Annotated in this window: 23 protein-coding genes; 2 read left to right on the top strand and 21 right to left on the bottom strand. The window is 34.4% G+C overall.

Annotated elements, in window-relative coordinates:
* Positions 1–44 precede the first annotated feature (44 nt).
* From recG to LV469_01530, 3 genes are read right to left on the bottom strand one after another with little or no spacing between them, the layout of a single operon-like run.
* Positions 45–2,090 carry an ATP-dependent DNA helicase RecG gene (gene recG / locus LV469_01540; GenBank protein UHR02993.1) on the bottom strand — a complete coding sequence of 682 codons (2,046 nt, stop codon included), beginning with the start codon at positions 2,088–2,090 and terminating at the stop codon, positions 45–47.
* A gap of 39 nt (positions 2,091–2,129) precedes the next feature.
* Positions 2,130–3,779 (bottom strand): DAK2 domain-containing protein, encoded by a 1,650-nt coding sequence (locus tag LV469_01535; protein ID UHR02992.1) that lies wholly within the window; start codon positions 3,777–3,779, stop codon positions 2,130–2,132.
* Between the two features lie 16 nt (positions 3,780–3,795).
* Positions 3,796–4,149 carry an Asp23/Gls24 family envelope stress response protein gene (locus LV469_01530; GenBank protein ID UHR02991.1) on the bottom strand — a complete coding sequence of 118 codons (354 nt, stop codon included), beginning with the start codon at positions 4,147–4,149 and terminating at the stop codon, positions 3,796–3,798.
* A gap of 147 nt (positions 4,150–4,296) precedes the next feature.
* On the opposite strand from LV469_01530, the gene rpmB reads away from it, so the two are divergent.
* Positions 4,297–4,488 (top strand): 50S ribosomal protein L28, encoded by a 192-nt coding sequence (gene rpmB / locus LV469_01525; protein ID UHR02990.1) that lies wholly within the window; start codon positions 4,297–4,299, stop codon positions 4,486–4,488.
* 148 nt (positions 4,489–4,636) lie between these two features.
* Here rpmB and LV469_01520 read toward each other — a convergent pair whose 3' ends face one another.
* From LV469_01520 to LV469_01440, 17 genes are all read right to left on the bottom strand, one after another.
* Positions 4,637–5,095 carry a DUF3021 domain-containing protein gene (locus tag LV469_01520; protein UHR02989.1) on the bottom strand — a complete coding sequence of 153 codons (459 nt, stop codon included), beginning with the start codon at positions 5,093–5,095 and terminating at the stop codon, positions 4,637–4,639.
* 8 nt (positions 5,096–5,103) lie between these two features.
* Positions 5,104–5,544 (bottom strand): LytTR family transcriptional regulator, encoded by a 441-nt coding sequence (locus LV469_01515; GenBank protein UHR02988.1) that lies wholly within the window; start codon positions 5,542–5,544, stop codon positions 5,104–5,106.
* A 112-nt stretch (positions 5,545–5,656) separates the two neighbouring features.
* Positions 5,657–6,289: a thiamine diphosphokinase gene (locus tag LV469_01510; protein UHR02987.1), complete on the bottom strand. Its 633-nt coding sequence runs from the start codon at positions 6,287–6,289 to the stop codon at positions 5,657–5,659.
* Positions 6,286–6,933 carry a ribulose-phosphate 3-epimerase gene (rpe, locus tag LV469_01505; protein UHR02986.1) on the bottom strand — a complete coding sequence of 216 codons (648 nt, stop codon included), beginning with the start codon at positions 6,931–6,933 and terminating at the stop codon, positions 6,286–6,288. Before rpe ends, LV469_01510 begins: the two co-directional genes overlap by 4 nt.
* Before the next feature lie 9 nt (positions 6,934–6,942).
* Positions 6,943–7,794, bottom strand: a complete 852-nt coding sequence (gene rsgA, locus LV469_01500; protein ID UHR02985.1) for a ribosome small subunit-dependent GTPase A — start codon at positions 7,792–7,794, stop codon at positions 6,943–6,945.
* Complete coding sequence (pknB, locus tag LV469_01495) at positions 7,794–9,797, bottom strand: Stk1 family PASTA domain-containing Ser/Thr kinase (GenBank protein ID UHR02984.1); 2,004 nt, start codon at positions 9,795–9,797, stop codon at positions 7,794–7,796. The genes rsgA and pknB overlap by 1 nt, the downstream gene beginning before the upstream one ends.
* Entirely contained in the window at positions 9,787–10,524 is a 738-nt protein-coding gene (locus tag LV469_01490; protein UHR02983.1) for a Stp1/IreP family PP2C-type Ser/Thr phosphatase, read from the bottom strand. Before LV469_01490 ends, pknB begins: the two co-directional genes overlap by 11 nt.
* A complete protein-coding gene (gene rlmN, locus LV469_01485; GenBank protein ID UHR02982.1) occupies positions 10,521–11,558 on the bottom strand; it encodes a 23S rRNA (adenine(2503)-C(2))-methyltransferase RlmN in 1,038 nt (345 codons plus the stop codon). The genes LV469_01490 and rlmN overlap by 4 nt, the downstream gene beginning before the upstream one ends.
* Complete coding sequence (gene rsmB, locus LV469_01480) at positions 11,536–12,849, bottom strand: 16S rRNA (cytosine(967)-C(5))-methyltransferase RsmB (protein UHR02981.1); 1,314 nt, start codon at positions 12,847–12,849, stop codon at positions 11,536–11,538. Before rsmB ends, rlmN begins: the two co-directional genes overlap by 23 nt.
* Positions 12,846–13,553: a zinc metallopeptidase gene (locus LV469_01475; protein UHR03570.1), complete on the bottom strand. Its 708-nt coding sequence runs from the start codon at positions 13,551–13,553 to the stop codon at positions 12,846–12,848. Before LV469_01475 ends, rsmB begins: the two co-directional genes overlap by 4 nt.
* The gene (gene fmt / locus LV469_01470; protein UHR02980.1) at positions 13,553–14,467 is read right to left on the bottom strand and encodes a methionyl-tRNA formyltransferase; all 915 of its coding nucleotides are present in this window, start codon (positions 14,465–14,467) and stop codon (positions 13,553–13,555) included. The genes LV469_01475 and fmt overlap by 1 nt, the downstream gene beginning before the upstream one ends.
* Complete coding sequence (gene def, locus LV469_01465; GenBank protein UHR02979.1) at positions 14,464–14,940, bottom strand: peptide deformylase; 477 nt, start codon at positions 14,938–14,940, stop codon at positions 14,464–14,466. Before def ends, fmt begins: the two co-directional genes overlap by 4 nt.
* Before the next feature lie 9 nt (positions 14,941–14,949).
* Positions 14,950–17,319: a primosomal protein N' gene (gene priA, locus LV469_01460; GenBank protein ID UHR02978.1), complete on the bottom strand. Its 2,370-nt coding sequence runs from the start codon at positions 17,317–17,319 to the stop codon at positions 14,950–14,952.
* 71 nt (positions 17,320–17,390) lie between these two features.
* A complete protein-coding gene (gene coaBC / locus LV469_01455; protein UHR02977.1) occupies positions 17,391–18,599 on the bottom strand; it encodes a bifunctional phosphopantothenoylcysteine decarboxylase/phosphopantothenate--cysteine ligase CoaBC in 1,209 nt (402 codons plus the stop codon).
* Positions 18,574–18,870 carry a DNA-directed RNA polymerase subunit omega gene (gene rpoZ / locus LV469_01450; protein UHR02976.1) on the bottom strand — a complete coding sequence of 99 codons (297 nt, stop codon included), beginning with the start codon at positions 18,868–18,870 and terminating at the stop codon, positions 18,574–18,576. The genes coaBC and rpoZ overlap by 26 nt, the downstream gene beginning before the upstream one ends.
* The gene (gene gmk / locus LV469_01445; protein UHR02975.1) at positions 18,870–19,484 is read right to left on the bottom strand and encodes a guanylate kinase; all 615 of its coding nucleotides are present in this window, start codon (positions 19,482–19,484) and stop codon (positions 18,870–18,872) included. The genes rpoZ and gmk overlap by 1 nt, the downstream gene beginning before the upstream one ends.
* 11 nt (positions 19,485–19,495) lie before the next feature.
* Complete coding sequence (locus tag LV469_01440; GenBank protein ID UHR02974.1) at positions 19,496–20,371, bottom strand: YicC family protein; 876 nt, start codon at positions 20,369–20,371, stop codon at positions 19,496–19,498.
* A gap of 75 nt (positions 20,372–20,446) precedes the next feature.
* On the opposite strand from LV469_01440, the gene LV469_01435 reads away from it, so the two are divergent.
* Positions 20,447–22,156 carry an NFACT family protein gene (locus LV469_01435; GenBank protein UHR02973.1) on the top strand — a complete coding sequence of 570 codons (1,710 nt, stop codon included), beginning with the start codon at positions 20,447–20,449 and terminating at the stop codon, positions 22,154–22,156.
* Between the two features lie 107 nt (positions 22,157–22,263).
* Here LV469_01435 and LV469_01430 read toward each other — a convergent pair whose 3' ends face one another.
* A complete protein-coding gene (locus LV469_01430; protein UHR02972.1) occupies positions 22,264–24,075 on the bottom strand; it encodes an S-layer homology domain-containing protein in 1,812 nt (603 codons plus the stop codon).
* Between the last annotated feature and the right edge of the window lie 49 nt (positions 24,076–24,124).

Here is a 24,124-nt window from a genome sequence, read left to right as displayed (position 1 = left end):
CCTCTCAATGTTATGATTTTAGCACATGAAATCTTTTTAATCAATCAGTTGGCATAAAGAAGAGAGCTTTTAGAAAACTTCTTTTTTATTTCTCTAAATATTGCATTTGATTCATCTCTTGTAATTTTTTGTCTACCATTTATGATGTCTTTCGCTTCTTCGGCTGCGTAATTTAATATTTTATTATCTCTTATAAAGTCTGCAACAAGCAAATCTGGCAATCCATGCTGTCTTGTTCCAAAAACTTCACCCGGCCCTCTTAGTCTCAAATCTTCATTGGCAATAAAAAATCCATCGCTAGATTTTTCCATTACTTTAGTTCTTTCCCACGATTTTATTGAATCAGAGCCATTGTGGAGAATACAATAGCTTTGTATATTGCCTCTGCCGACACGCCCTCTTAACTGATGTAGCTGAGCAAGTCCGAATCTTTCAGAGTTTAAAACCATAATTACACTCGCATTGGGCACATTTATTCCTACTTCTATTACGGTTGTAGAAACTATAACTTTGATTTTACCGGTCTTGAAATCATTTAATACCCTTTCTTTTTCTTCAGATTTCATCTGACCATGAAGTAGGCTCACATCATCTTTAAAGAATCTTTCCCTTAAATCTTCGAAAGTTTTTATAGCAGAATTTAAACTTGCTAAATAATCGGACTCATCTATAAGAGGGCAGATTATATAGGCTTGATGCCCTTTTTCAATTTCTTTTTGTATAAATCCATATGCCCTATCAAGCATGGCTGTATTTATTCCATAGGTTTTTATAGGTAAACGTCCGATAGGCATGGTGTCTATTATTGACACGTTCAAGTCCCCATATAATACTAAAGATAGAGTTCTTGGTATGGGAGTCGCAGTCATTACCAAGGTGTTTGCAAGTATATCCTTATCTTGAAGACTTTCCCTTTGTCTTACCCCAAATCTATGCTGTTCATCCGTTATATTTAATGCCAACTTTTTAAATCTTACTTCTTCATTTATAAGGGAGTGAGTTCCCACTACAAAATCTATTTCTCCTCTTTCTAAATCTCCAATTATTTTTTCCCTATCTTCACTTTTTGTTGAAGATGTCAAAAGAGCAATCTTTATATTACAATCTTTGAAGATTTCAGATAAAGAGTCAAAGTGCTGACTTGCCAGTATTTCCGTCGGTGCCATCATGCAAGCCTGATAAGAATTTAGATAAGCAATATACATTGCTAGAGCAGCTATAATTGTCTTGCCCGAGCCAACATCTCCTTGCAAAAGTCTATTCATTCTCTTGTTTGACTCCAAATCACCTATGATTTCTTTAAGAGCTTTTTCCTGCCCTGATGTCAATTTAAAAGGCAGAGTTTTGAGAAAATCGTAGAACTCTTCACCTACTTTTAAGGCAAGGGCTTTCTCACCATTTCCTGATTTTCTAAATGTATAAATTGCAATTTGAAGCAAAAATAATTCCTCAAATGCCATTCTGTTTCTGGCCTTTTCCAAAAGTTCTAAATCACTTGGAAAATGCAAGATTTCAAGAGCCTTTTTCCGAGATATAAGTCTATATTTAGAAACTATGTATTGGGGTAATATTTCTGGAATCTCAATCTTTTTTAGGCATTCTTTTACTATTTTAGCAAACTCATTGTTTGAAATTTTTTCAGATAATTTGTATTTAGCAATTATAGAACCTACCTTCAAACTAGCATCGCCTCTTTCGATTATAGGAGATGAAATTTTTGTTATATAATTTTGTCTTATCGCCTTGCCAAATACCTTATAAACTTGATTTGGCTTAATTGAATTTTTCAAAAAAGCTTGATTAAAAAAGGTTATAGTTCCTCTGCCACTCTCATCTTCGACATCAAATGACAAAATGTGCATATTTCGCCTTATATATGAATCCCTATTAATACCTATAATTCTAACCTTAAATCCGGCCTTTATTTCGCCAGAAACATCAGCAAGCTTTATAAGACTTGACCTGTCTTCATAATCTCTTGGAAGGTAGAAAATCAAATCTTCCAGATTATAAATACCAAGTTTATTTAATATTTCTTCTTTTTTAGGCCCAACTCCTTTTATTGAAGCTAAGGAATCTTTCAATTGCATAATATTCACCCATAAAAGAAGGCCCCTTTCGGGACCTTGTCATTCTAAAGATATGAGATAATAATAAAGAGGTTGACCTCCATAAATTAACTCTATATCCATTTCGTCATATTCTTCTTCAAGCATCTCCAAGAGCTCATTTGCATCTTCTTTATCTACATCCTCGCCATAATAAAGAGTTATAACTGAATAATCTTCATGGTTAAGGCTTTCTATAAGAGCCTTTGTAACGCTTGTGATATCTGAGCCTACCTCAAGTATATCTGAACGATCTAGACCTATTATATCTCCTTCTTTTATCGTCTTTCCAGATATTTCAGTATCTCTAACCGCATATGTGACAGATGCACTTGTAACTTGCTCAAGAGCTTCTTGCATATGTGCCTTATTTGTTTCAATATCTGCTTCTGGATTAAATGCTAGAAGTGCGGATATCCCTTCAGGAATAGATCTTGATTCAATAACAATCACATTTCTATCTGTAAGCTCATCAACTTGTTTAGCTGCCAACAAAATATTTTTATTGTTCGGTAAAATAAATACATTCTTGCCAGAGCTTGCTTCGACTCCTTTTAAAAGGTCCTCTGTTGAAGGATTCATCGTTTGACCACCTCTTACAATATAGTCTACATTTAGGTCATCAAACACCTTATCTAATCCATCTCCTATCGAAACTGCAACAAAGGCATATTCCTTATCAACTTTTTTAGTAAGATTGGCATTTTTAGCTGATTCAACCTCTTCATCTTTGAAAAACTTTTCCTTGTGTTGAATCCTCATATTATCTATCTTAATATCTTGCAAGGCTCCAATTTGAATAGCCATCTCCAAGACCTTGCCAGGGTTGTTGGTGTGGATATGGGTCTTTATTATACCGCCTCCGCCAACAACTAAAATGCAATCTCCCATTGAGATCAGGCTCTTTTTGAAATCCTCTGCCTTAGAATCATCCCCGCTTATTATAAACTCTGTACAGTAACCAAACTCGATGCCTTCATCAAGCCCTTCTGCAGGAACATATCCACTCGGTGTCTTTCTCTTTAACTCATCATCTTCAACACTTTCAATGATTTCTCCGTTGACTACCTTTAGGATTCCTCTTAGAACTATGATAAGTCCTTGACCACCTGCATCAACAACTCCTTGCTCTTTTAAAACTGGCAAAAGATTGGGAGTGTTGTCTAAAGATTTTTGTCCAGCATCAATAACAGCTTTTAAAAAACTTGAAATGTCCTTGTAATTTTGGAAGTGCCTAATGGCATATTCGCCGAGTTCTCTTCCAACAGTAAGAATAGTACCCTCTGTCGGTTTCATAACTGCCTTATAGGTCATATCTGATGCCTTTTTAAGAGCATAGGCTATGTCCTTTATGCTAGCCTTATCCTTATCTTTTAAGCCCTCAGAAAAGCCTCTAAAGTATTGTGAAAGTATAACTCCTGAATTACCTCTTGCTCCCATAAGAGCACCTCTAGAAGCCGCAAGAGCAACATCTGCTACCCCTGCCTTGTCGTCCAATCCATTTACCTGCTTTACTGCTGATTTAATTGTCAAACTCATATTGGTACCAGTATCCCCATCTGGAACTGGAAAGACGTTCAACTCGTTGACCATCTCTTTATTCAAAACAAGATAATCCGCCCCTCCAGCAAGTGCCTTTGCAAGCTCATCACCCTTTATAAAACTTGTCAAAATTCTACCTCCGTCATTAATGTGTTCTGATGCCATCTACTATAACGTCAATTCTATCTATGTTGACACCAGTTAAATTTTCCACATTAAACTTTATTCTATCGATTATATTTTGACCTACAGTAGAAATTTTCACTCCATATTCGAGTATAACGTGCAATTCTATAATTGTTTTATTATTTTCTGATATTACCTTTATGCCTTTAGATAAATTTTCGAATTTCAAAAGTTCAAAAATCCCTTCAGTTGCATTTTTAGCTGCCATACCCACAATACCGTATGATTCCATAGCAGATATACCTGCAATGTCTGCAAGTACTGAATTTTCAATTACGATATCTCCCATTTCTGTTTTGTAATTTAAGGGCATAGTACACCTCCTATTTCTTAAATTTTACAACAAAAAGGCGGTTTAAACAACTAATTATAATTTTCGCAAATTTTATTTGAATTTATACGCATTGTCTGATAAAATATCTCTTGTTAATCATGAAAGCAAATTTAAGGAGGTGCGAAGATGGCAAAGGTTTGTGAAGTTTGCGGAAAGCAAAAAATGTTTGGAAATAATATTTGTTTCTCACATAAAAGCAGTAAGAGAAGTTGGTCTCCCAACATAAGAAGGGTAAAAGCAATTGTAAATGGCGCACCCAAGAGAATTAATGTTTGCGCAAAATGCTTAAAATCAAATAAAGTTGAAAGAGCTATCTAATTACGGCTTCAGACGAAGCCGTTTTTTATTTTCCCTCAAAATATAAAACCGAGTCCCCACTCTTGGACTCGGTTCATATCTTCAGCTAATTTTAAAAATATAAAGTTTATTTTATAGAAAAAATTTATTCTGACTATTATTATTTTATTTAGTCTTTTAATCCAAATTTTTCTTTGTTTATTCTTCTTATTTTATTTTTTTCAATAGAATATATTGTAATCCAAATTACTATAAATATTAATATATAAATCAAAAGACTGCTAATATAAGCATAAATATGCTCTAGTGAAAACCATCTAAGATAAAATCCAGTAAAGGAATAGTATATCAAAAGACATGAAAGCTGAATAATTGTCGAAACGCCAATAGAATACTTTTTGCTATCATAAAACCAAGCAGAAATATATCCAACTACACCAAATCCTCCATATAAAATTGTCTGAATCAATTTTACTTTTACTAAAGAATCCATGGAAGCTATAAATTCTGGCACACCCATAATCAAATCCCCAATTGTCAGAGATACAATCAACTCTATTACATTTCCAATTCCAACTCCTATTAAAAAAGATGCCACTAATTCAAAAAATTTTTTTATACTTTTCATAAGTCCTCCTAAAGCCCAATACTCTCTTTAAATTTTTTAATATTTCTTCTCGACACATACGAGATTTTTCCATTTTTCATCTCTACGCATATGCTTCCCAAAAATGACAAGTCCAACTTTTTTACATGACTTAAATTTATTATTTCAGATCTAGAAATTTTGACAAATCTCTTTTTATTTAAGATTTTTTCAAACTCATACAATCTGAGCTTGCTCTTGAATAAATCGTCCTTGCTTTCTATAAAGACATCCTGATCCTGAGAATAAATCCTATATATTTCATTAGCCTTTATAAGAAAAACTTTGTCATCTTTAAATGCACTTATTATATCTTTGTTTTGCATCATTATTTTTTCTTTCAAGTCTTCTATCTCGCTTGTATATTCTTTAGAATAAATCTTTACACAAGTTTCCTCCAAGCTATCATCAATTATTATTTCTACTTTCACTCTTGCCTCCTTTATGAAAATTATATTTTAAAAATATAATTTTAACTACAATTCAAACATGAAAGGTATATATTAGCCTATGAACGTAAAAAAGTCTTGTTTAAACAAGACTTCAATCATTCGACCTTATAATAAAGGCTGATCCCTTTTCAATTTTTATATAGGCTTCTTCGCCGAGAATTTGATTTGAAACTCCTCTAGTTTCATCTTTTTTAATTCTAAGTCCGCTCACCTCATAAGCCATTTTCCATGTCGAAAATACAACTTCGTCTACTGGTAAAACTGACAAATATTTTTTATTTGATTTTTTAAATCTAATCAAACCTCTTTCAAAATATCTTATCTCGTTATTGTCATCTAAAATTCTTGAATCTATTTTTTCTTCATAAAGCCTTATAAGGCAAGACAAATTGCCCAAAACATGATCCAAGCGACTTCCAGTCGCCCCTAACATCGTAATTTTATCACAAGATTTTTCCTTCAAAAAGTTTAGACCAAGCTCAGTATCTGTGAAGTCTTTTTCTGGGTTAAATCTCTCTATTTTTATATTTTTATCTAAAGCCATATCAAGATATTTAGACTCGATAGAATCAAAATCACCTATCGCATAATCTGGGCACAAATTAAGATCAAGTAAATATTTAAGTCCTCCGTCTGCTGCCACCACGCAATCAGCCTTCATCATTTCTTTTTTTATCAAGGCCTCTGACGGAAGTTTGCCCGCTGAAATTAAAAGGCCTCTCATCTAATCACTTCCAATATCTTTTTTATCTCCAAGTCCTTGTCCTCTTTTGCAAAAATCCCAGAGCCTATCACAACTATATCCGCCCCAGCATCCAAGACCCTCTTGGCATTTTCTCTTTTTATTCCACCATCAACTTCTATTAGGGTTTTAAGTTTTCTTTTATCTATTTCATTTCTCAATTTTTTGATTTTTTCAATTGACGATTCTATAAAAGATTGGCCGCCAAACCCGGGATTGACACTCATTATAAGCACAAGATCTAATTCATCAATTAGATACTCCAAATCTTCTACCCTTTGATGTGGATTTAGAGCCAGGCCGACTTTTACTCCTTTTGATTTTATATAGCCAATTAATCTGTGAGGATGTGTTGTGGCATCTGGATGAAAGGTTATAATATCAGCCCCTGCTTTTATAAACTCGTCAATCAAAGCTTCTGGTTTTTGAATCATAAGATGAACATCTAAAGCTATATCTGTTATCTTCCTAACCTGTTCTATAACACATGGCCCAAATGAAATATTCGGCACATACAGCCCATCCATTATATCCAAATGAATATAATCAACTTTGTTTCGATTTAATAAATCTATTTCTTCGTTTAATTTTGTAAAATCACACGATAAGATTGATGGTGAAAGCATTTATATCTCCTATCTTTTTTTATTCTCAATTTCCTTATATGCACTCAAGTAACTATCATATCTAGACTTTGCAATCTGATTGTTTGCCAAAGCTTCTTTTATTTTGCATCCAGGCTCATTTATATGTCTGCAATCATTGAATTTGCAAGGTAGAAACTTGTTAAATTCTCTAAAATGATGTGACAAATTTTCTTTTTCTATGTCCATTATATCTATTGACGAAAAACCTGGTGTATCGAATATATAGATATCATCACAATAATGAAGCTCCACATGCCTTGTTGTGTGCTTGCCTCTTGAAGTTTTATTAGAAACACTTCCCATTTCCAGATTTTTATTTAAAATTTTTGATGCCAGAGTTGACTTTCCCGCTCCTGAAACCCCACAAAGAGCCGTTAGTTTACCCTTCAAAAGTTCTCTAATATCATCTAGACCATAATCATTTTTTAAGCTTGTAATAATCACTTTATCTACAACATTTTTGTATATTTCTTTTAATTCATCTCCAGATTTTGGAGCCAAATCATACTTATTCAAACACATTATGATTTTTACATTTTGGCCTTCATATAAGGCAAGCATGTGGTCTGTAAGTTGGAGATTATAATTTGGATTTTTTAAAGACAGCATAAGCAAAACTTGATCTACATTTGCGACTGCCGGTCTTTTTAGTATATTCTTCCTTGGTAAAATTTTTTCTATGTAACCTAAATCTTCACCCTCTGAAAATTCCACATTATCCCCAACAAGGGGACTTTGGTCTTTGTGCCTAAAAAGTCCCCTCGCTCTGGATGTATATATTTTATTTTGTGATTCAATGTAATAAAATCCACCTGTGAGTTTTATTATCTTTCCTATCATCACTTTACTTCCCTAGATTCAACAGTTACGTTGTCAATTTGTATTTCTATTGTAGAACCTACTTCAGCCTTGACTTCGACTTCTCTTTCGACTCCATCGCCATCAAATCTTTCAGTCTTTATATTTCTTCTTCCTTCATCATTAATCATTTCAATCTTAATTGAATGGCTTTGACCATCAGAGAATGATTTTATAGGTATTGTCAAACTCTTAAACTCCCTAGTTTTAGATGACTTCTCATCAGTTTTTTCATCATCAAGCAAAGGTCCAATGCTAATTTTTAAATCCACACTAGAGCCTTCTGGATATTCTTTTCCAGATTCAAGACTTTGCTCAAATATATCTCCTCTGCCAACTTCATTTGTTCTGCCCTCTTCAACTTTTCCAACATTAAAGCCTAAAACTTCAAGAGCTTCCTTTGCTTGAGATCTTGTCAAACCTTTCAAGTTAGGAACTTTTTTCATCTTTATTTCTCCACCCCTTGAAACTACCAAATTTATTTTGCCATCTTTTTCAAGAGTTTCTCCAGGCTTAGGACTTTGATCTAGGATTGTGTTGGGTTCTTGGTCTGACTCTTTTTGCTCTAATTCTCCTATACTATATCCCCTCTCAGAGATCAGGGCTTGAGCTTCTTCTAATTTTTTACCAGATAAATCAGGTACTTGATTTATATCTTTTAACTTATTAATTACCACTGTTATTGGCGAATTTTTTTCAAGACTTGTGCCTGCTGTTTTGTCTTGTTCAAGAATTTCTCCGTCTTTATGAGTTAAATCAGATTTGGCTTCGCCAACCTTAACCGTAAATCCCGCATCGTTTGCAAGTTTTTCAGCATCTGCTGCGACTTGCCCTACTAGATTTGGAACAATTCCCATCTCGGTATTACTTTGAGAGTCGTTTTTATTGTTCATAAGAGGTAAAACCTTGGGTACAACATAAATCAAAAGAGCTGCAAAGAGAATCGCAGTAATTATACCTAAAATCACTCCAGATTTAGACTTCTTGCTATGAGTATTTCCATAATCACTCTTTCTCGATTGTTTTCCAGGATAGACCAATCTGTCATCAGAATCTCTACGAATGACTTTTTTTACTGGTCTTTGCGAGTCATTTTTTATATTTTCAGATGGAAGAGATGATGAGTCCAAACTTGTCAGAGTCAAATCTTCAGGTCTATTTAAAATTATAGCTTTTATGTCTTTAATTAACTCATCCGCATCTTTATACCTTTCATCCGGATTTTTTCTAGTCATCTTTAAGACTAACTTATCTACCACCTTGTCTATGGATGGATTTAAAGAGGATGGTTCTGGTAAATTTGATTGAACCTGCATTAAGGCCACAGATACTGGATTATCGGCATCAAAAGGCACCTTGCCAGTTAACATCTCAAAAAGGACTATACCCAAAGAATATATATCACTTCTGTTATCTACTTTAGCTCCCCTAGCTTGTTCGGGGGAAAAATAGTGAACTGATCCCATAACAGCATTTGTAGCAGTCATGGTTGAGTTATCTGCAACTCTAGCTATGCCAAAATCAGTTACCTTGACTCTTTCATCCCTTGTTACCATTATGTTTTGGCTTTTTATGTCTCTGTGGACAATCTTTTTAGCATGGGCGACTTTAAGAGCCTCGGCAATTTGGATAGTGTAATTCAAACAGGTCGATTGTTTTAGAGGACCTTCCGAATTTACAATTTCCTTTAAAGTTTTACCATCAATATACTCCATAACTATATAGTGAATCTGTTGTCCATCAACCTCTTCACTCCCAACATCATAAATGCTTACTATGTTGGGATGAGAAATACTAGCAGCGGCAAGTGATTCTCTTCTAAATTTCCTTATGAAGTTCATATCATCATTGTATTCAATTTTTAAAATTTTAATAGCAACAATACGATCTAACTTATGACAATGGGCCTTGTAAACATCGCCCATTCCACCAGTACCTATCTTTTGAAGAATCTCATATCTGTTTCCTAGAAGTTTACCTATCATTATCCACCTGCTTTGTATCTATAATAATTAGTGTAATATTGTCTAATCCTCCGTTATCTAATGCTTCTTTTACCAATAACTGTCCAGATTTTTCTACATCGTCGCATTTAAGAGCTTTTTCTAGTTCGTTCTCTTCGACCATATTGCTAAGTCCATCTGAGCATAAAAGGTATTTTTCATCTCCTGCAATCTTTTTTGAAAATATATTAAATTCAATTTTTTCAGAAGTGCCCAGAGCCTTGGTCAACACATTTTTCTTTGGATGGTGGGCAGCCTCTTCACTTGTTATATCCCCAATTTCAACTAAATAATTCACAAAAGAATCATCTCTTGTCAATAATTTTAAAGAAGAATCTTTGAACTCATAAATTCTCGAATCTCCGATATTGGCAAAAACTATATATCCATCGAAAAAATATAAAATTGATAGAGTTGTACCCATACCCCTGAAATTTTCATCAGCTTTTGATTTCTCAAAAATTTTTTTATTTGCTAAATTTATGGCGTCTACAAGCCCTTCTTCTAAATTATCCAAGCTCGAAAAATCTTTTTTCTCTAGCTCTTCAGAAATAGTGCTAGTCGCCATTAAGGATGCCTCTTCTCCAGCTAGATGACCTCCCATTCCATCTGCGACTATAAAAAATTTTTTATTACCCGAAGAAATATAAAGTGAGTCTTCATTGTTTTTTCTGACATTTCCTCGATTAGTTTTACCTATGAACTTCAAAAATCCACCTCTTTAGTTAAATGTTTAATTCTCAATTGACCACAAGACGCATTTATATCAACGCCAAGGCTTCTTCTTATTGTAACGGAAAGCCCTCTTTTTTCTAACTTGTCTTTTAATATCTCCATGCTTCTTCTGCCAGATCCTCTACCCTTAAATCCATCAACTGGATTTAAAGGAATCAGGTTTATGTGGCTCCTAAAGCCGCTTAAAAGCTTTGAGAGTCGTTCAACATCTGCATCTGTGTTGTTTAAGTTTTCTATAACTGTATATTCAAAAGTTATTCTACTTGATGTCTGCTCAGAATAAAACTTAGCCGCAGAAACAATCTCTTCTATACAATGGCGCCGTGCAACAGGCATGATTTCTTTTCTGTAATCATCTCTACTGGCGTGCAAAGAAATCGCTAAGTTCACCTTTTCTTTTCTCTTTGCCAAGTCATATATTCTATTTACCAAACCACTTGTGGATAAGGTTATATTTCTCAAAGATAAGTTCTTTCCATTTTTCGAGTTTATTATATCAAAAAACCTTACAACATTGTCATAATTGTCAAGAGGTTCTCCAGAACCCATCAAAATTACATTAGATATATTAATTCCATAGGCTCTTTCGACCCTATAAATTTGTTGGCACATCTCATAAGGTGTCAAATTCCTGACAAGCCCCTCTTTAGTTGAAGCGCAAAAAGAACACCCCATCCTGCAGCCTACTTGAGTAGATAGGCAAAGAGAATAGCCATGCTTATACTTCATAAGAACGCCTTCTATTATGTTTTTATCGGCTAGCTCATAAAGCAATTTTACAGAATCATCTACTTTTGATCTATATTCTTTTAAGATACTGAGCTTGTCCAAATCCTGGTCTTTTAAAAGAGTTGACCTCAAGTTTTTTGAGAGAGTTGTCATATCATTTATCGAAAGCACATTTTCCTTATGAATAGCTTGAAAAATTTGTCTTGCCCTAAATGGCTGCTCTCCTAATCCAGTCAAATATGCCTTTAGTTCTTCCTCATTCAGAGATCCTATATCCATTTTTTACCAACCTTGTAATAGTAAATCCATCCGACTTAAAATCTTGCGGAAAAATCCTCAAAAAATCTTTATCTCCAATTTTATCGATAGAAAAATCGGCATTTTCTTTCAAAAAGCCATTTATTACTTTTTCATTCTCCTCGCTTGTAATCGTGCAAGTTGAGTATACTAGAAAACCACCTTTTTTCAAGTATTTTCCTGCATTTTTTATAAGTTTTGCTTGAATCTTTGCCAATTCTTTAATATCATCCAAATTTTTTTTGTATTTTATCTCTGGAAATCTTCTCATAAGACCCAGAGCACTACATGGTGCATCTAAAAGCACATAGTCGAAGGACTCTCTTAGTTCTTCCTTGAAATGTAAACCATCGCCCACTGAAGCTTGCACATTCCTAAGACCCAGTCTCTTCATATTCTTTTTTATCAAATCCACCTTTTTCTTATCTTTATCAAAAGCTATCACTTGACCCTTGCCACCCATAAGGCCTGCTAAATGGCTTGCCTTGCCTCCAGGAGCAGCACACATATCCAAAATTTGACAAGCATTTTGGGGGTTTAGAATTTCTGAAACTAGTATAGAGGAGTCATCTTGAGCATAAAAATATCCTTCTGTATAAAGATCCGATTGAAAAATGCCTGTCGGATTTAAAATCCTATAGCCTGATTTTGTAAGCTTAGATCTTTCAAATTCATAACCCAGACTTCTCAATTTATCCTCAAAATCTTCTCTTGAAATTTTCCAAAAAGAATATCTTACATTCAAATTCGATCTTTCATTCAAAGACGCAAACATTTTTTTTGCAAATTCATATCCGTATTTTTCGACTATGATTTCCGTAAAATTTTCTTCTTGGGAATATTTTATAGATAACCTGCTTATATCATCTTTTATATCCGGCTCTTGTAATTTGTTTTCTTCTCTTAAAAACGATCTCACCACACCATTTACAAAAGCTGCCGCGCCCTTGTTGCCATATTTTTTAGCAAGCTTTACACTTTCATTTGCTATGGCATAATTAGGCACCCTATCCAAAAATACAGCTTGATAATAGGCTAATTTTATTATATTTAAGATAGGCAATTGAATTTTTTTAACGGGTATTTTTGATTTTTTACTTATCAAATATTCTAAATATATGGAGTTTTTTAAAGTTCCCAAAAATAATTCTTGCAAAAAATTAAAGTCCCTGGAATCAAAATTCCCCCTTTGGCCTTCCAAAAGGTCTTGGGAAAAATAATTGCCATAGAGACTTTTCATTAAAAGTTCGAGAGCAGTTTTTCTTATCTTCATCTTCTGTTGTCCCTTCCACCAAATATAGCTAGAAGCCTTAATAAAGATCCGATGGCAGTTATTGTAGATGCAATATAGGTAAGTGCTGCTGCTGAAAGCACTTGCTTGCTTGCATCTATTTCTTCATCATCTAAAATGCCGACATCCTCTAGTTGCACCAAGGCTCTTTTGCTAGCATTGATTTCAACTGGGAGTGTCAAGAATTGAAAAAGTACAGTAACCGCAAAAAGAGCTATACCGATTTTTACAAGTCCATCGCCCAAAGACAAAACATATCCTATAAATATTAAAATAAAAGAAAATCTAGAGCCAAAATTCGCAAGCGGAAGTATCGAATTTCTAAATCTTAAAAAATTATAGTCTTGAGCATCTTGGATGGCATGTCCAACCTCGTGGGCTGCAATGGATACCGCTGCCAAAGACTCGGATTGAAAGACTTGGCTTGAAAGTCTTACCGTCTTATCTCTAGGATCATAATGGTCTGTCAATTGGCCTGCTACTTTTTCAATTTTTACATCATACAGACCGTTTTTGTCTAAAATTTTCCTAGCTGTTTCTAGTCCACTCATACCTGATTTGGATCTGATTTCCATATAATTTCTATAAGCGGACGAAATTTTTGCTTGAGCAATTAGACCCAGAATAAGTCCTGGTAAAAGATATATCATGTAGGAAAAATTTAAACCGTACATATAGTATGGCATCATTCAAACACCTCATTTTCTGCAATTTTATTTCCAAGCAAAAAAGATTTTATATCCATTTTTTTCTTGCCCGGGGCTTGGATTTCTAGTATTGATAAGGCATCTTCCTTAAAAGCAATAACAAGCTCCTTTCTAGAAGAAAGCACTTGTCCTGGAGTTCCTTTTTGTTTTACTAATTTTGCGTTATAAAATTTGCAGACCTTGTCGCCTATGGATGCAAAGGCTCCTAGCTTGGGAGAAAGTCCCTTTATTAAATGTAGGGCTTGTTCTGCGGTCATATTTTTAAAGTCAAGCTTACCATTTTCTTTTGATATCTTATCCGCATAAGTAGCCTCAGAGTCATCTTGAGGCGTAAAAATTACTTCGTCTTTTTTTGCTAATTCGACAAAATCACAAATTAATTGTGCGCCTATTTCTGCTAGTTCATTTTCCAATTCTTCGGCATTCTTATCTTTAATTTCAACTTCTTTTTTTAGACAAACTCCGCCGGTGTCAAGACCTTCTTCTACCTTCATTATAGAAATGCCTGTAACTTTTTCACCATCCATAATTGCCCTATTTATTGGTGCTGCCCCTCTATATTTGGGAAGCAGGGATGCGTGAATGTTTACAAAATACTTTGGAATTTCTAAAACTTCTTTTTTGATTATCTTTCCATAGGCTGCAACTACAAATATATCTGCCCCTGCTTTTTTTAGGCTTTCTATCGCTTCTTCTTTATTTATCGACTCTGGTTGAATAACTTTCAAGCCAAGTCTATCCGCTGTCTGCTTAACCTCTGGATCAATCAAGGTCTTGCTCCTTCCCCTCGGCTTCGATGGCCTAGTCACAACAAGTGCCACCTCGTACTTAGCTGCAAGGGCCTCCAAGGCTGTAGCTGCAAAAGATGGTGTTCCTATAAAAACTATCTTCATTTATGTTCTTCTCCTTGTCCTTGCTTGATAACATTATCTGCTCTATCGGTGTAAACTACTCCATTTAAGTGATCTAATTCATGTTGCATTATTCTTGCAAGAAAATCCTCAGCCTCTACTTCTTGTTCTTTTCCATTTTCGTCTAAAAACTTCATCCTTAGTTTCTTATATCTTTCCACTTCTCCTTGAAAACCAGGCACAGATAGGCAAGCCTCCAACCCAGTCTCAGAGCCTTCATGAAAAACAATTTGAGGATTTATCATCTTATAAACGTTGCCCTCTCTATCATCAATTACCAATATTCTCTTCCTAACTCCAACTTGAACTGCTGCAAGTCCTACACCCTTATCTGCATACATGGTGTCCATCATATCTTCTATTAATTCCTTAATCCTATCATCAATAACTTCAACCGGTCTTGATTCTTTTCTCAAAATTGGATCTGGAACTTGTCTTATATTTCTAATAGCCATCTTTTCACCTCAATCATATTCAACATCTATATAAATTTTTTCATTTGCCAAATTATCTTCGTTTCTTTCTTTTACCCTTTTTATAATTGATAATAACATATCTGAATTCTCACGCTTGCATTTCAATAGAAATTTAACTTTATATACATCTTTAATTTTGGGCATATCTATTACTTTTGTATAAGACGTTTTAAACCCTTTTATCTCCTGTCCTATTTCACTTAAAACTTGCAAGGCAATGTTTTCCAAATTTATAGGTTCATCTTTTGCAAATGAAATAGTAAAAATCGCTGAAAAAGGCGGGTAATCATAGAGTTTTCTAATATTTATTTCTTTTTCAAAAAACTCCTCATAGTCCGTATCAGCAGAGGCTTTAATGCTATAATCGTCCGGACTATATGTCTGAATTATTACCTCGCCCGATTTTCGCCCTCTGCCTGCCCTTCCAGAAACTTGTGTCAAAAGCTGAAAAGTTTGTTCATGCGCTCTAAAATCTGAAACATAAAGAGACAAGTCAGCTGCTACGACACCTACCAAAGTTACATTTGGAAAATCGTGTCCTTTTGCAACCATTTGCGTTCCTATCATGATATCATAAGCTCCAGATTTGAAATCCTCAAATGACTTGTCAAAAAAATCTCCTGCCCCAACTGTATCTCTATCAACTCTCAAAATTTTTGCAGCAGGCAATATCTTCTTTACCTCTTCTTGAACTTGTTGAGTGCCGACTCCAAAACTTTTTATATATTTGGACCCACATGAAGGACAAACTTTTGGCAAGGGTTTAGTTTTTCCACAATAATGGCATCTCAACCTTCCAATGGTCTTATGATAACTCATAGAGATATCGCAAGAATCACACTTCACCACATATCCGCACTCCCGACACGATACGAAGTTTGAATATCCTCGTCTATTCAAAAATAAAATGGATTGATTGCCTGAGTTGAAGTTATCCTCAAGCTTGAATCTCAGTTCTCTTGAAAAAATCGAAGTGTTGCCTGCAAAAAGCTCCTGAGTCATATTTATAAGTCTAACCTCTGGCAATTTTGCTTGGAGACCAGCCCTTGAATTCAATTCAAAAAGCCCAATCTTTCCATTCAAAGCTTCATAATAGCGTTCCACAGACGGTGTTGCAGAGCCTATTAAAAGCTTGCCTCCTAATATTTCTATTCTTTTTTTAGCCACTTCATAAGTGTCATATTTCAAGGATGAGTGTTGTCTATAAGACGAATCGTGCTCCTCATCAATTATGATTAATTGCAAATTTTCAAAAGGTGCAAAAATCCCAGACCTCACTCCTACAAGTACAGACACTTCCGAAGACTTTATTCTTGACCACTCGTCAAATCTTGCTCCTTTAGACATCTTAGAATGCATAACAGAAACTTTGTTTCCAAATCTTTTTTTAAATCTTTCGATCATCTGTGGAGTCAAAGATATCTCTGGAACCAGAACTATTACTTGCCCGCCTCTTTTTACTACATCTTCTGTAAGTCTTAAATAAACCTCAGTCTTTCCAGAGCCTGTGATGCCCTTTAGCAAATTTATGCTCTTAGGCGAATTTTTTATTCCGTCTATGGCTCTTATTTGTTCTATATTTAAAGGAAATCTCTTTTCATTTTCGTAATCTTTTTTACCTGTTCTTAAAATCTTTTTATCGTAAAGCTGAATAAGACCCTTCTTTTCTAGAGAATTTATCGGTGATTGAGAAATCCCCAATCTCGCCATCAAGTCTTTTCTTGAAATTTCCCCTTTTCTTAGCAAAACTATTACTTTTTCTTGAGTGTCCGTAAGCTTTAAGTCTTTTATTTCTTTTGAAATATCACTTGTGAGCTTCAAATATTTTTCGTATTTAAAAGTATTTTTGCTCTTTACTACAATTTTTGATTTTAACTTCTTTTCTTTTATTAGTCTTTTTATTTGCGCCTTTTCTTGTCCTAACTCCGAAAATTTTATAAGCATAGACTTGCCCTTTAAAATATGTTTTACTTCCTCGTCTGTTTCCCAGCCATCAGCAGGAGAAATTTCATGCCAAATTTCTTTGAAGTCTCCAGGAGGCATAAGAGGCATAAATGTCTTAGATAGCCCAATAAGATAAGTATTGTGCATAAAAATTCCCAAGTCTATAAGATCCTTTGTGAGAATCGGCTCTGGATCAATATAATCTAAAATTTCCTTGGCTTGAAAATCCGACTCGTCTGTATCTGTATATGCTAAGACCATAGCAAGTGTCGGGACATTTCCCTTTCCGAAAGGTACGAGAACTCTCTGACCTGGAAATATATTTTCTTGTAAAAAATCTGGAATTTTATATGTCCACTTTCTATCTATTGCACCATATTTAGTTTTTATAAAAACTTGAACAAATTTTTCCATAACAAATCTCCAAGCATATTAGTTCAAATACAACCTAAAAAAGCTAGTTTATCTAGCTTGGAAACCCAAAACTAAAATAAGTCTAGCTTCTTAATTCTATCTAGAATGACCCCTGCCAAATCCTTTTTAGTCATCATTTCAAGGTCTTCTTCTCTTCCATCCTTATCTATGATGATGACTTGATTAGTGTCACAAGCAAAACCCGCTCCCTTAGCAGTTATATTATTTGCAACAATCAAATCCATTTTCTTTCTCTTCATCTTATCACGAGCATACTCTCTTACGTTTGTTGACTCAGCTGCAAATCCTACAATTATTTTATCTCCCTTAATAGCTGCAAAATGGCTCAAAATATCCGGAGTTCTCTTTAGTTCTAAAATCATATTTTCTTCTTTTTTCTTGATTTTGTCATCAGAAAAAGTCAAAGGAGTAAAATCACAAGGTGCCGCTGATTTTATCAAAATATCAGTTTCTGCAAAATAACTTTCCAAGGCCTTAAACATATCCTCTGTCGAATTTACTGGGATAAAATTAGCCCCTCTTGGCGGATTTAAAGCTGTTGGCCCAGATATAAGATTTACCCTTGCTCCCCTATGTAAAGCTTCTCTTGCCAAGGCGTATCCCATTTTGCCAGAAGAATAGTTGCTCAAAAACCTAACAGGGTCTAAGGCTTCTCTGGTGGGCCCAGCTGTTATTGTAATAGTCTTTCCAGCCATGTCTTTTTCACTTAAGACTTCCTCAATCAAATCAACAATATCGATAGGCTCTAGCATCTTGCCCTTACCTACATCTTTACATGCCAACAAGGCCTCTTGAGTTTCGCTTATAAAAAATCCATCTTCTTTCAAGATGTCCATATTTCTTACAGTAGCTTTATTTTCAAGCATGCCAGTATTCATAGCAGGTATTATAAGTTTTTTTGCTCTAGATGCCAAGGTTACAGTAGTAAGCATATTATCAGCAAATCCATTTGCCAATTTTGCAATTGTATTTGCCGAGCATGGAGCGATTACAATAATATCTGCCCACTTAGCCAAGGCTATATGCTCGACTTCAACCTTATCAAGCTCCTTGAACATATCTATGTAGACAGGGTTTGATGACATAGTCTGAAAGGTCAAAGGACTTACAAACTTTTGAGCAGCATCAGTCATTATAACTTTGACATTTGCGCCCAATTTTGAAAGTCGAGAGCAAATTTCACAAGACTTATATGCTGCTATTCCTCCTGTCACACCCAGAATGATGTTTTTATTAGTAAGCACTTTCTTCTTCCTCATCGTCCTTTTCTTGGCTTAGCAAAATATCTAATTTGGCTTCTCTTTGTGCTTCAATTTTTTCAGCATAGGCCTTATCCGACATGGGTTGTCCGAATTTGATATCGCCTTCTAAAATTTCCTTCATAGCAAGTGTCACAGGGTTAGGATTTTCGCTTTCTACAAAGGTAGGATTTCCCTCTGAAATAATCCTAGCTCTCTTAGATACCAACATGACCAAGGCGTATCTTGAATTTGTAATTTCTTTTATTTCCGAAAAAGATGGAATTAGCATTAATTGTTTCTCCTCTCTAAAATTTCTCTTTTTATATCATTATGACGTTTAACTCTAAGTTTTTCTGCTTCAATTATAGTTTCGATATTATGAACAGCCTGCTCAACCTTGTCATTTATAATAAAATAATCATATTCTCCGACAAAGTCCAACTCCTTAAATGCATTTGCAAATCGTACATTTATCTCCTCTTCAGTCTCCGTTCCCCTATTTGTAAGCCTTTGTTTAAGTTCATCAATAGTTGGTGGAATCAAAAAAATAAATATGGCATCCTTATAATTTTTCTTGATCTGCAAGGCGCCTTGCACATCAATTTCCACAAGCACAATCTCCCCTTTTTCAATTTCGTTAAATACAAAATCTTTGGGAGTGCCGTAATAATTCGTGTGAACAAAGGCGTACTCCAACAGTTCGCCATTTTTTGCCATATCTTCAAACTTCTCAATATCGACAAAAAAATAATTTTCTCCGTCAACTTCTCCAGGTCTCGGTGTTCTAGTTGTTACAGAAGTCGAAAATACAATGTCGTCATTTTTTTTCATTAAGGCTTGGGAAACTGTACCCTTTCCGCTGCCCGACGGTCCAGATAAAACCAATAAGAAACCTTTTGACAAAATTTCACATCCTATTCTATATTTTGTAATTGCTCTCTAAGTTTTTCAATGTGAGTCTTTAAAGCTACAACTCTATTTAAAATTTCTATATCAGATGTTTTTGAGCCAATGGTATTAACCTCTCTGTTTAGTTCCTGAACCAGAAAATCTAAATTCCTACCTATAGAGTCATTTCTTTTAATTATATCATTAAACTGATCAATATGGGAAAAAATCCTAGTAATCTCTTCATCTATCGAAAGTCTGTCGCACATGAGCGCAAGTTCAGTTGTAAGCCTTGGAAGATCCACTTCTTCCTTTGAGAGATTTTTTTCTATATTATTTTTAAGCTTGGCCTTATTTTCTTCTAATACAAACGGAGCTTTTTCCTTTATAAATTCGGCATCCTCCCTTACATCGTCAAGCTTTATTAGAAAATCCTTTTTTATAGCTAGACCTTCCTTCTCCCTCATGCTTACAAAAGCCTCGAGAGCAATTTCTAGAGCTGATTTTAAAGCTAGCCAAACAGAATCCAAATCCAGACTATCCATGCCTGTATTTAAAACTCCTTGCATGTTATAAATATCGTACAAATTGACTTCAGAGTACAAACCCAAATTTTCTTTTAATTTCAAAAGAGCATCCTTATAAGCCTTGGCAAGATTTAAGTCCACTTGAATGGCAGATTCTCCAACAGAAAAATTGTTGAAATTTATAAACACATCAACCTTGCCCCTTTGAATTTCACTTTTTAAAAATTTCCTAACTTTATCTTCAAGTCCAATCAAACTTTTGGGCATTCTTATGTTAAATTCTGAAAATCTTGAATTTACAGACTTTATCTCAGCCTTAAAATAATAATTTTCATTTTGGAACAAACCCATTCCATAACCCGTCATACTTCTCATTAACATCACCATATTAAATTATACAATTAATGGTACAATATATCCATGCTACTTTTTAAATTAGGAGGCGATAAAATGGCATACAGCGGTCTAGTCCTAAGAGCTATTAAATCCGAATTGGATGAAGAAATTTTAAATAAAAGAATAATAAAAATATATCAACCTAATGAAAGTGAAATAAGATTACATTTTTCTGGCACAGAAAAAAATCAAGTTTTAATTTCAGTAAACCCATCTGAATCCAGGCTCTATCTCTCAAAAGAAAAAGCCCAAAACCCCATGACTCCTCCGAGTTTTTGCATGGTTTTGAGAAAACATTTAGAAGGCGGGCTTTTGTGCGGCATAGAACAAATAAAAACAGATAGGATAATAAAATTTATAGTAAAAGTGAAAAATGAATTTTACGAAGAAGTCGACAAATTTCTCTTCGTAGAGATAATGGGTAAACATTCCAATATAGTTTTGACAGATGAAAATATGAAGATAATAGATTCTATAAAAAGAATCAGCCCCCTTATAAACAGAGTAAGAGCAATTATGCCCGGAAAAATATATGACCCTTTAGTAATCTCTAATGGACTTGATCCGAGTCAAATTGACGAAGATACTTTTGAAAATTTATTAGAAGAAAAAAAAGAGTCCAGCCTTAAAAATTTTTTCTTGAAAAATTTCACCGGCTTTTCCCCTCTTTTAATCGAAGAAATCTCCGCCTTTTTAAACTTATCTTCAAAAGACCTTATACTTTCTTTGGATGCCGAAACGAAGAAAATCTTAAAAAATAAATTTTTCGAACTACAAGAAATTTTATTGAATAATTCTTATTATCCCAGTTCATTTTTATATAATGGCAAAAAAGATTTTGAGATTATAAAAATTGTAAACTTAGATATAAAGGACCTTAAGACATATACCAAGGTATCTCCAATGTTAGATGACTACTATAAACAAAGGTCTAAACTTGCAGGTATAAGTCAAAAAAGCTCAGACCTTTCGAAAAATATAGAAAAAATAATAGAAAGAACTCAAAAAAAATTAGAAAAACAGGCCGGGGAACTAAACGAAGCCCTGGACAGAGAAAAATATAAGGTCTATGCAGACCTAATATCTGCAAATTTTCATAAAATTCCAAGAGGATCAGATCATGTCTTTTTAGAAAATTTTTATTCAGAAAATTTAGAAGAGATAAAAGTGCCTTTAGATATAAAATTAAATCCAGCTCAAAACGCCCAAGTTTATTATAAAAAATATTCTAAATTGAAAACAGCTGCCAGTCGCCTAAATGATGAAATTGAAAGAGCCAAGGCTCTTTTACTCTATCTTGACCAAGCCCTTTTAAATATCGAACTTGCAAAATACAAGGAAGACCTTGAAGAAATCAGAGCCGAACTTGGAAGGTTAGGTCTTTTGAGAAAATCTACTTTCAAAAATAAGTCTCACGAAAAAAAATATGAGAACTTAAAAAGTCCTTCTGGTTTTCAAATTTTATTGGGTCGCAATAATAGACAAAACGAAGAAATCACCCTAAAAATTGCCAAACCTGGAGATACATGGTTTCACATTAAGGAAGGTCCCGGCGCCCATGTTGTGATAAAAAATATGGGTCAAGAACTCACAAGAAAAGACATAGAATATGCTGGCCAATTGGCACTTGAAAACTCCAAACAAAAAGATGCAAGAAGGGGCGAAGTTGTCTACACAGACAGAAAATTTATAAAAAGGCATCCTTCAAAAATCCCCGGCCTTGTAATATACACAGACTTTAAAAGCTTAGAGGTTAAATTGTAAAGGCCATGGCATTTTTGGTATTCTCTTTAAAACACAACAAAAAACCAGAGAAGTCATAATACCTCTCTGGTTTTTATTTTGACTTGCTTTTCGCAATCCTTTTTTACTCAACCTTGTGGTTGTGTTTCTGATTCTGAAGTTTGTGAACCTGCAGAAGCATCTGGTCCTTGATTATTTGTTTGTCCGGTTGAACCTGCTCCTTCTGCTGTAGTTTCTGTATTAGAATCTCCTTGTGATCCAGTTGTAGCACTATCTTCACCAGTTGTTGGAGTTGTGGATTTTTCCTTAAAGTTTTTAAGAGCTTCATTGAGTAATGTTACAGCATTATTTATATCATTTGTAGCACTTGTAGTAACTGTTTCAAAATCATATCCTTTTAGTGCTGTAATTGCAGATTTTACAGTATCAACATTTCCCTCATAGTTAGTTTCATTAATTTCTTTTGTAAATTTTGCATCAAAAGACGATATTGCTTGTTTAGCACTTGCTATAGCAGTTTCAAGATCTTTAACCTTTTGCTTAGCTTGAGCTACAAGTTGTTCAACTTCCTCTGGACTTGTAGCATTTGCTATTTTTGTTTTATAGCTTTGAGCATCTGTTTGGTCTAACTTGGTCAGACCATCTATCGCCGTTTTTCCTTCTGTTTTTTTAGCTTCAAGTTGTTCAGGTGTTACTTCAGGTTTTTTTGCTACATTGGCAATTGCTTTTTCTATAGCTTTTCTTGCAGCATTTACATAATCTGAACCGTAACCATACCATCCGTTATAATAGTATCCATTGTTGGACCATACCTTGTAAGCATAATCTCTGTCATAGTTGAAATATGCCTTGTAGTTATCATAGAAGGTGTCAAAGTTTGTATACCATGTCCAGTTTCTATAATATTCTGGATAGTAATAATATCCATATCTGCTACCATAAATATTTTCAAATTTAGTTGTCAAGTAGTAGTAACCATTTGATGCTCTTTCTACATAGGAAGCATCATAAGTTATACCTTGATTTTCTATAAAATGCCTTGCATCGTCTAACGTAACAAAGCCATTATTATAGTATCCGTCATAATAATATCCATTGTAATAATATTTTCCGTTGTAATAATAGCCATTGTAAGCATTGTTATAAGCTGTTTCGCCTTCTTTTACAGCCTTTTCAAGATCTGCCTTGCTTGTTTGTGTGAAAATGTATTTGTCTTCAGCGTTAGCAAGGACTACTTTTCCGTCTGCAATTGCAGATTTTAAAGCATTCAATTCAGCTGCTGTTGCTCCATAGTATCCATAGTAGTATGGTGAGTAGCTTGGCTTTTTAGCTTCTTCCTTTACCTCTGCTATGTTTTTGTTAGAGCAATAAAGAATTTTTGCAATTTCTCCTCTTTTTACGGCTGCTTGTGGTTTGAATGTCCTGTCTGGATAGCCATTTAGAACCTTCTTGCCTACTAAAGCTCCAACCGCTCCCTTGTTTGTTATAAGGGCTGAGTCGGAAAAGATTTCAGCCAAAGATGAGTTGTTTCCAAGTCCATAGATATAAGCTAGGATTCTTGCTACTTCATCTCTTGAAATTGGTTCATTAGGATTTAAATTTCCTCTTGAATCAGAAATGTATCCAGCGTAAACACCAAGAGCCACTTCTTCATAATACCAATTTCCTACTCCTACATCCGAAAAACTAAGTGGAGCCTTCTTGGAGTAGCCCATAAGACGATTGACCATCTTATAAAATTCTGCCTTTGTAACATAGGCATTAGGCTTAAAGCTAGAGTCTGAATAACCTATTACAAGATTTTTGTTGCTTGCCCAATCCACATAGTCTTTTGTCCAAGAGTTTGTGGTATCAGAGAATACTGCAGCATATGAGTTTGAAAAAGTCGATGCTGCAAGCACTGCTCCCAAGGAAGCTACTAAAACTTTCTTTTTTAACATATAGATTCTCCTTTCTGCGCATTCGCATTTATGTACTTATAGTTTACCA

This window comes from Peptoniphilus sp. GNH (assembly GCA_021307325.1).
Classification (GTDB): domain Bacteria; phylum Bacillota; class Clostridia; order Tissierellales; family Peptoniphilaceae; genus KA00134.
This window is presented reverse-complemented; position numbering and strand designations above follow the sequence as displayed.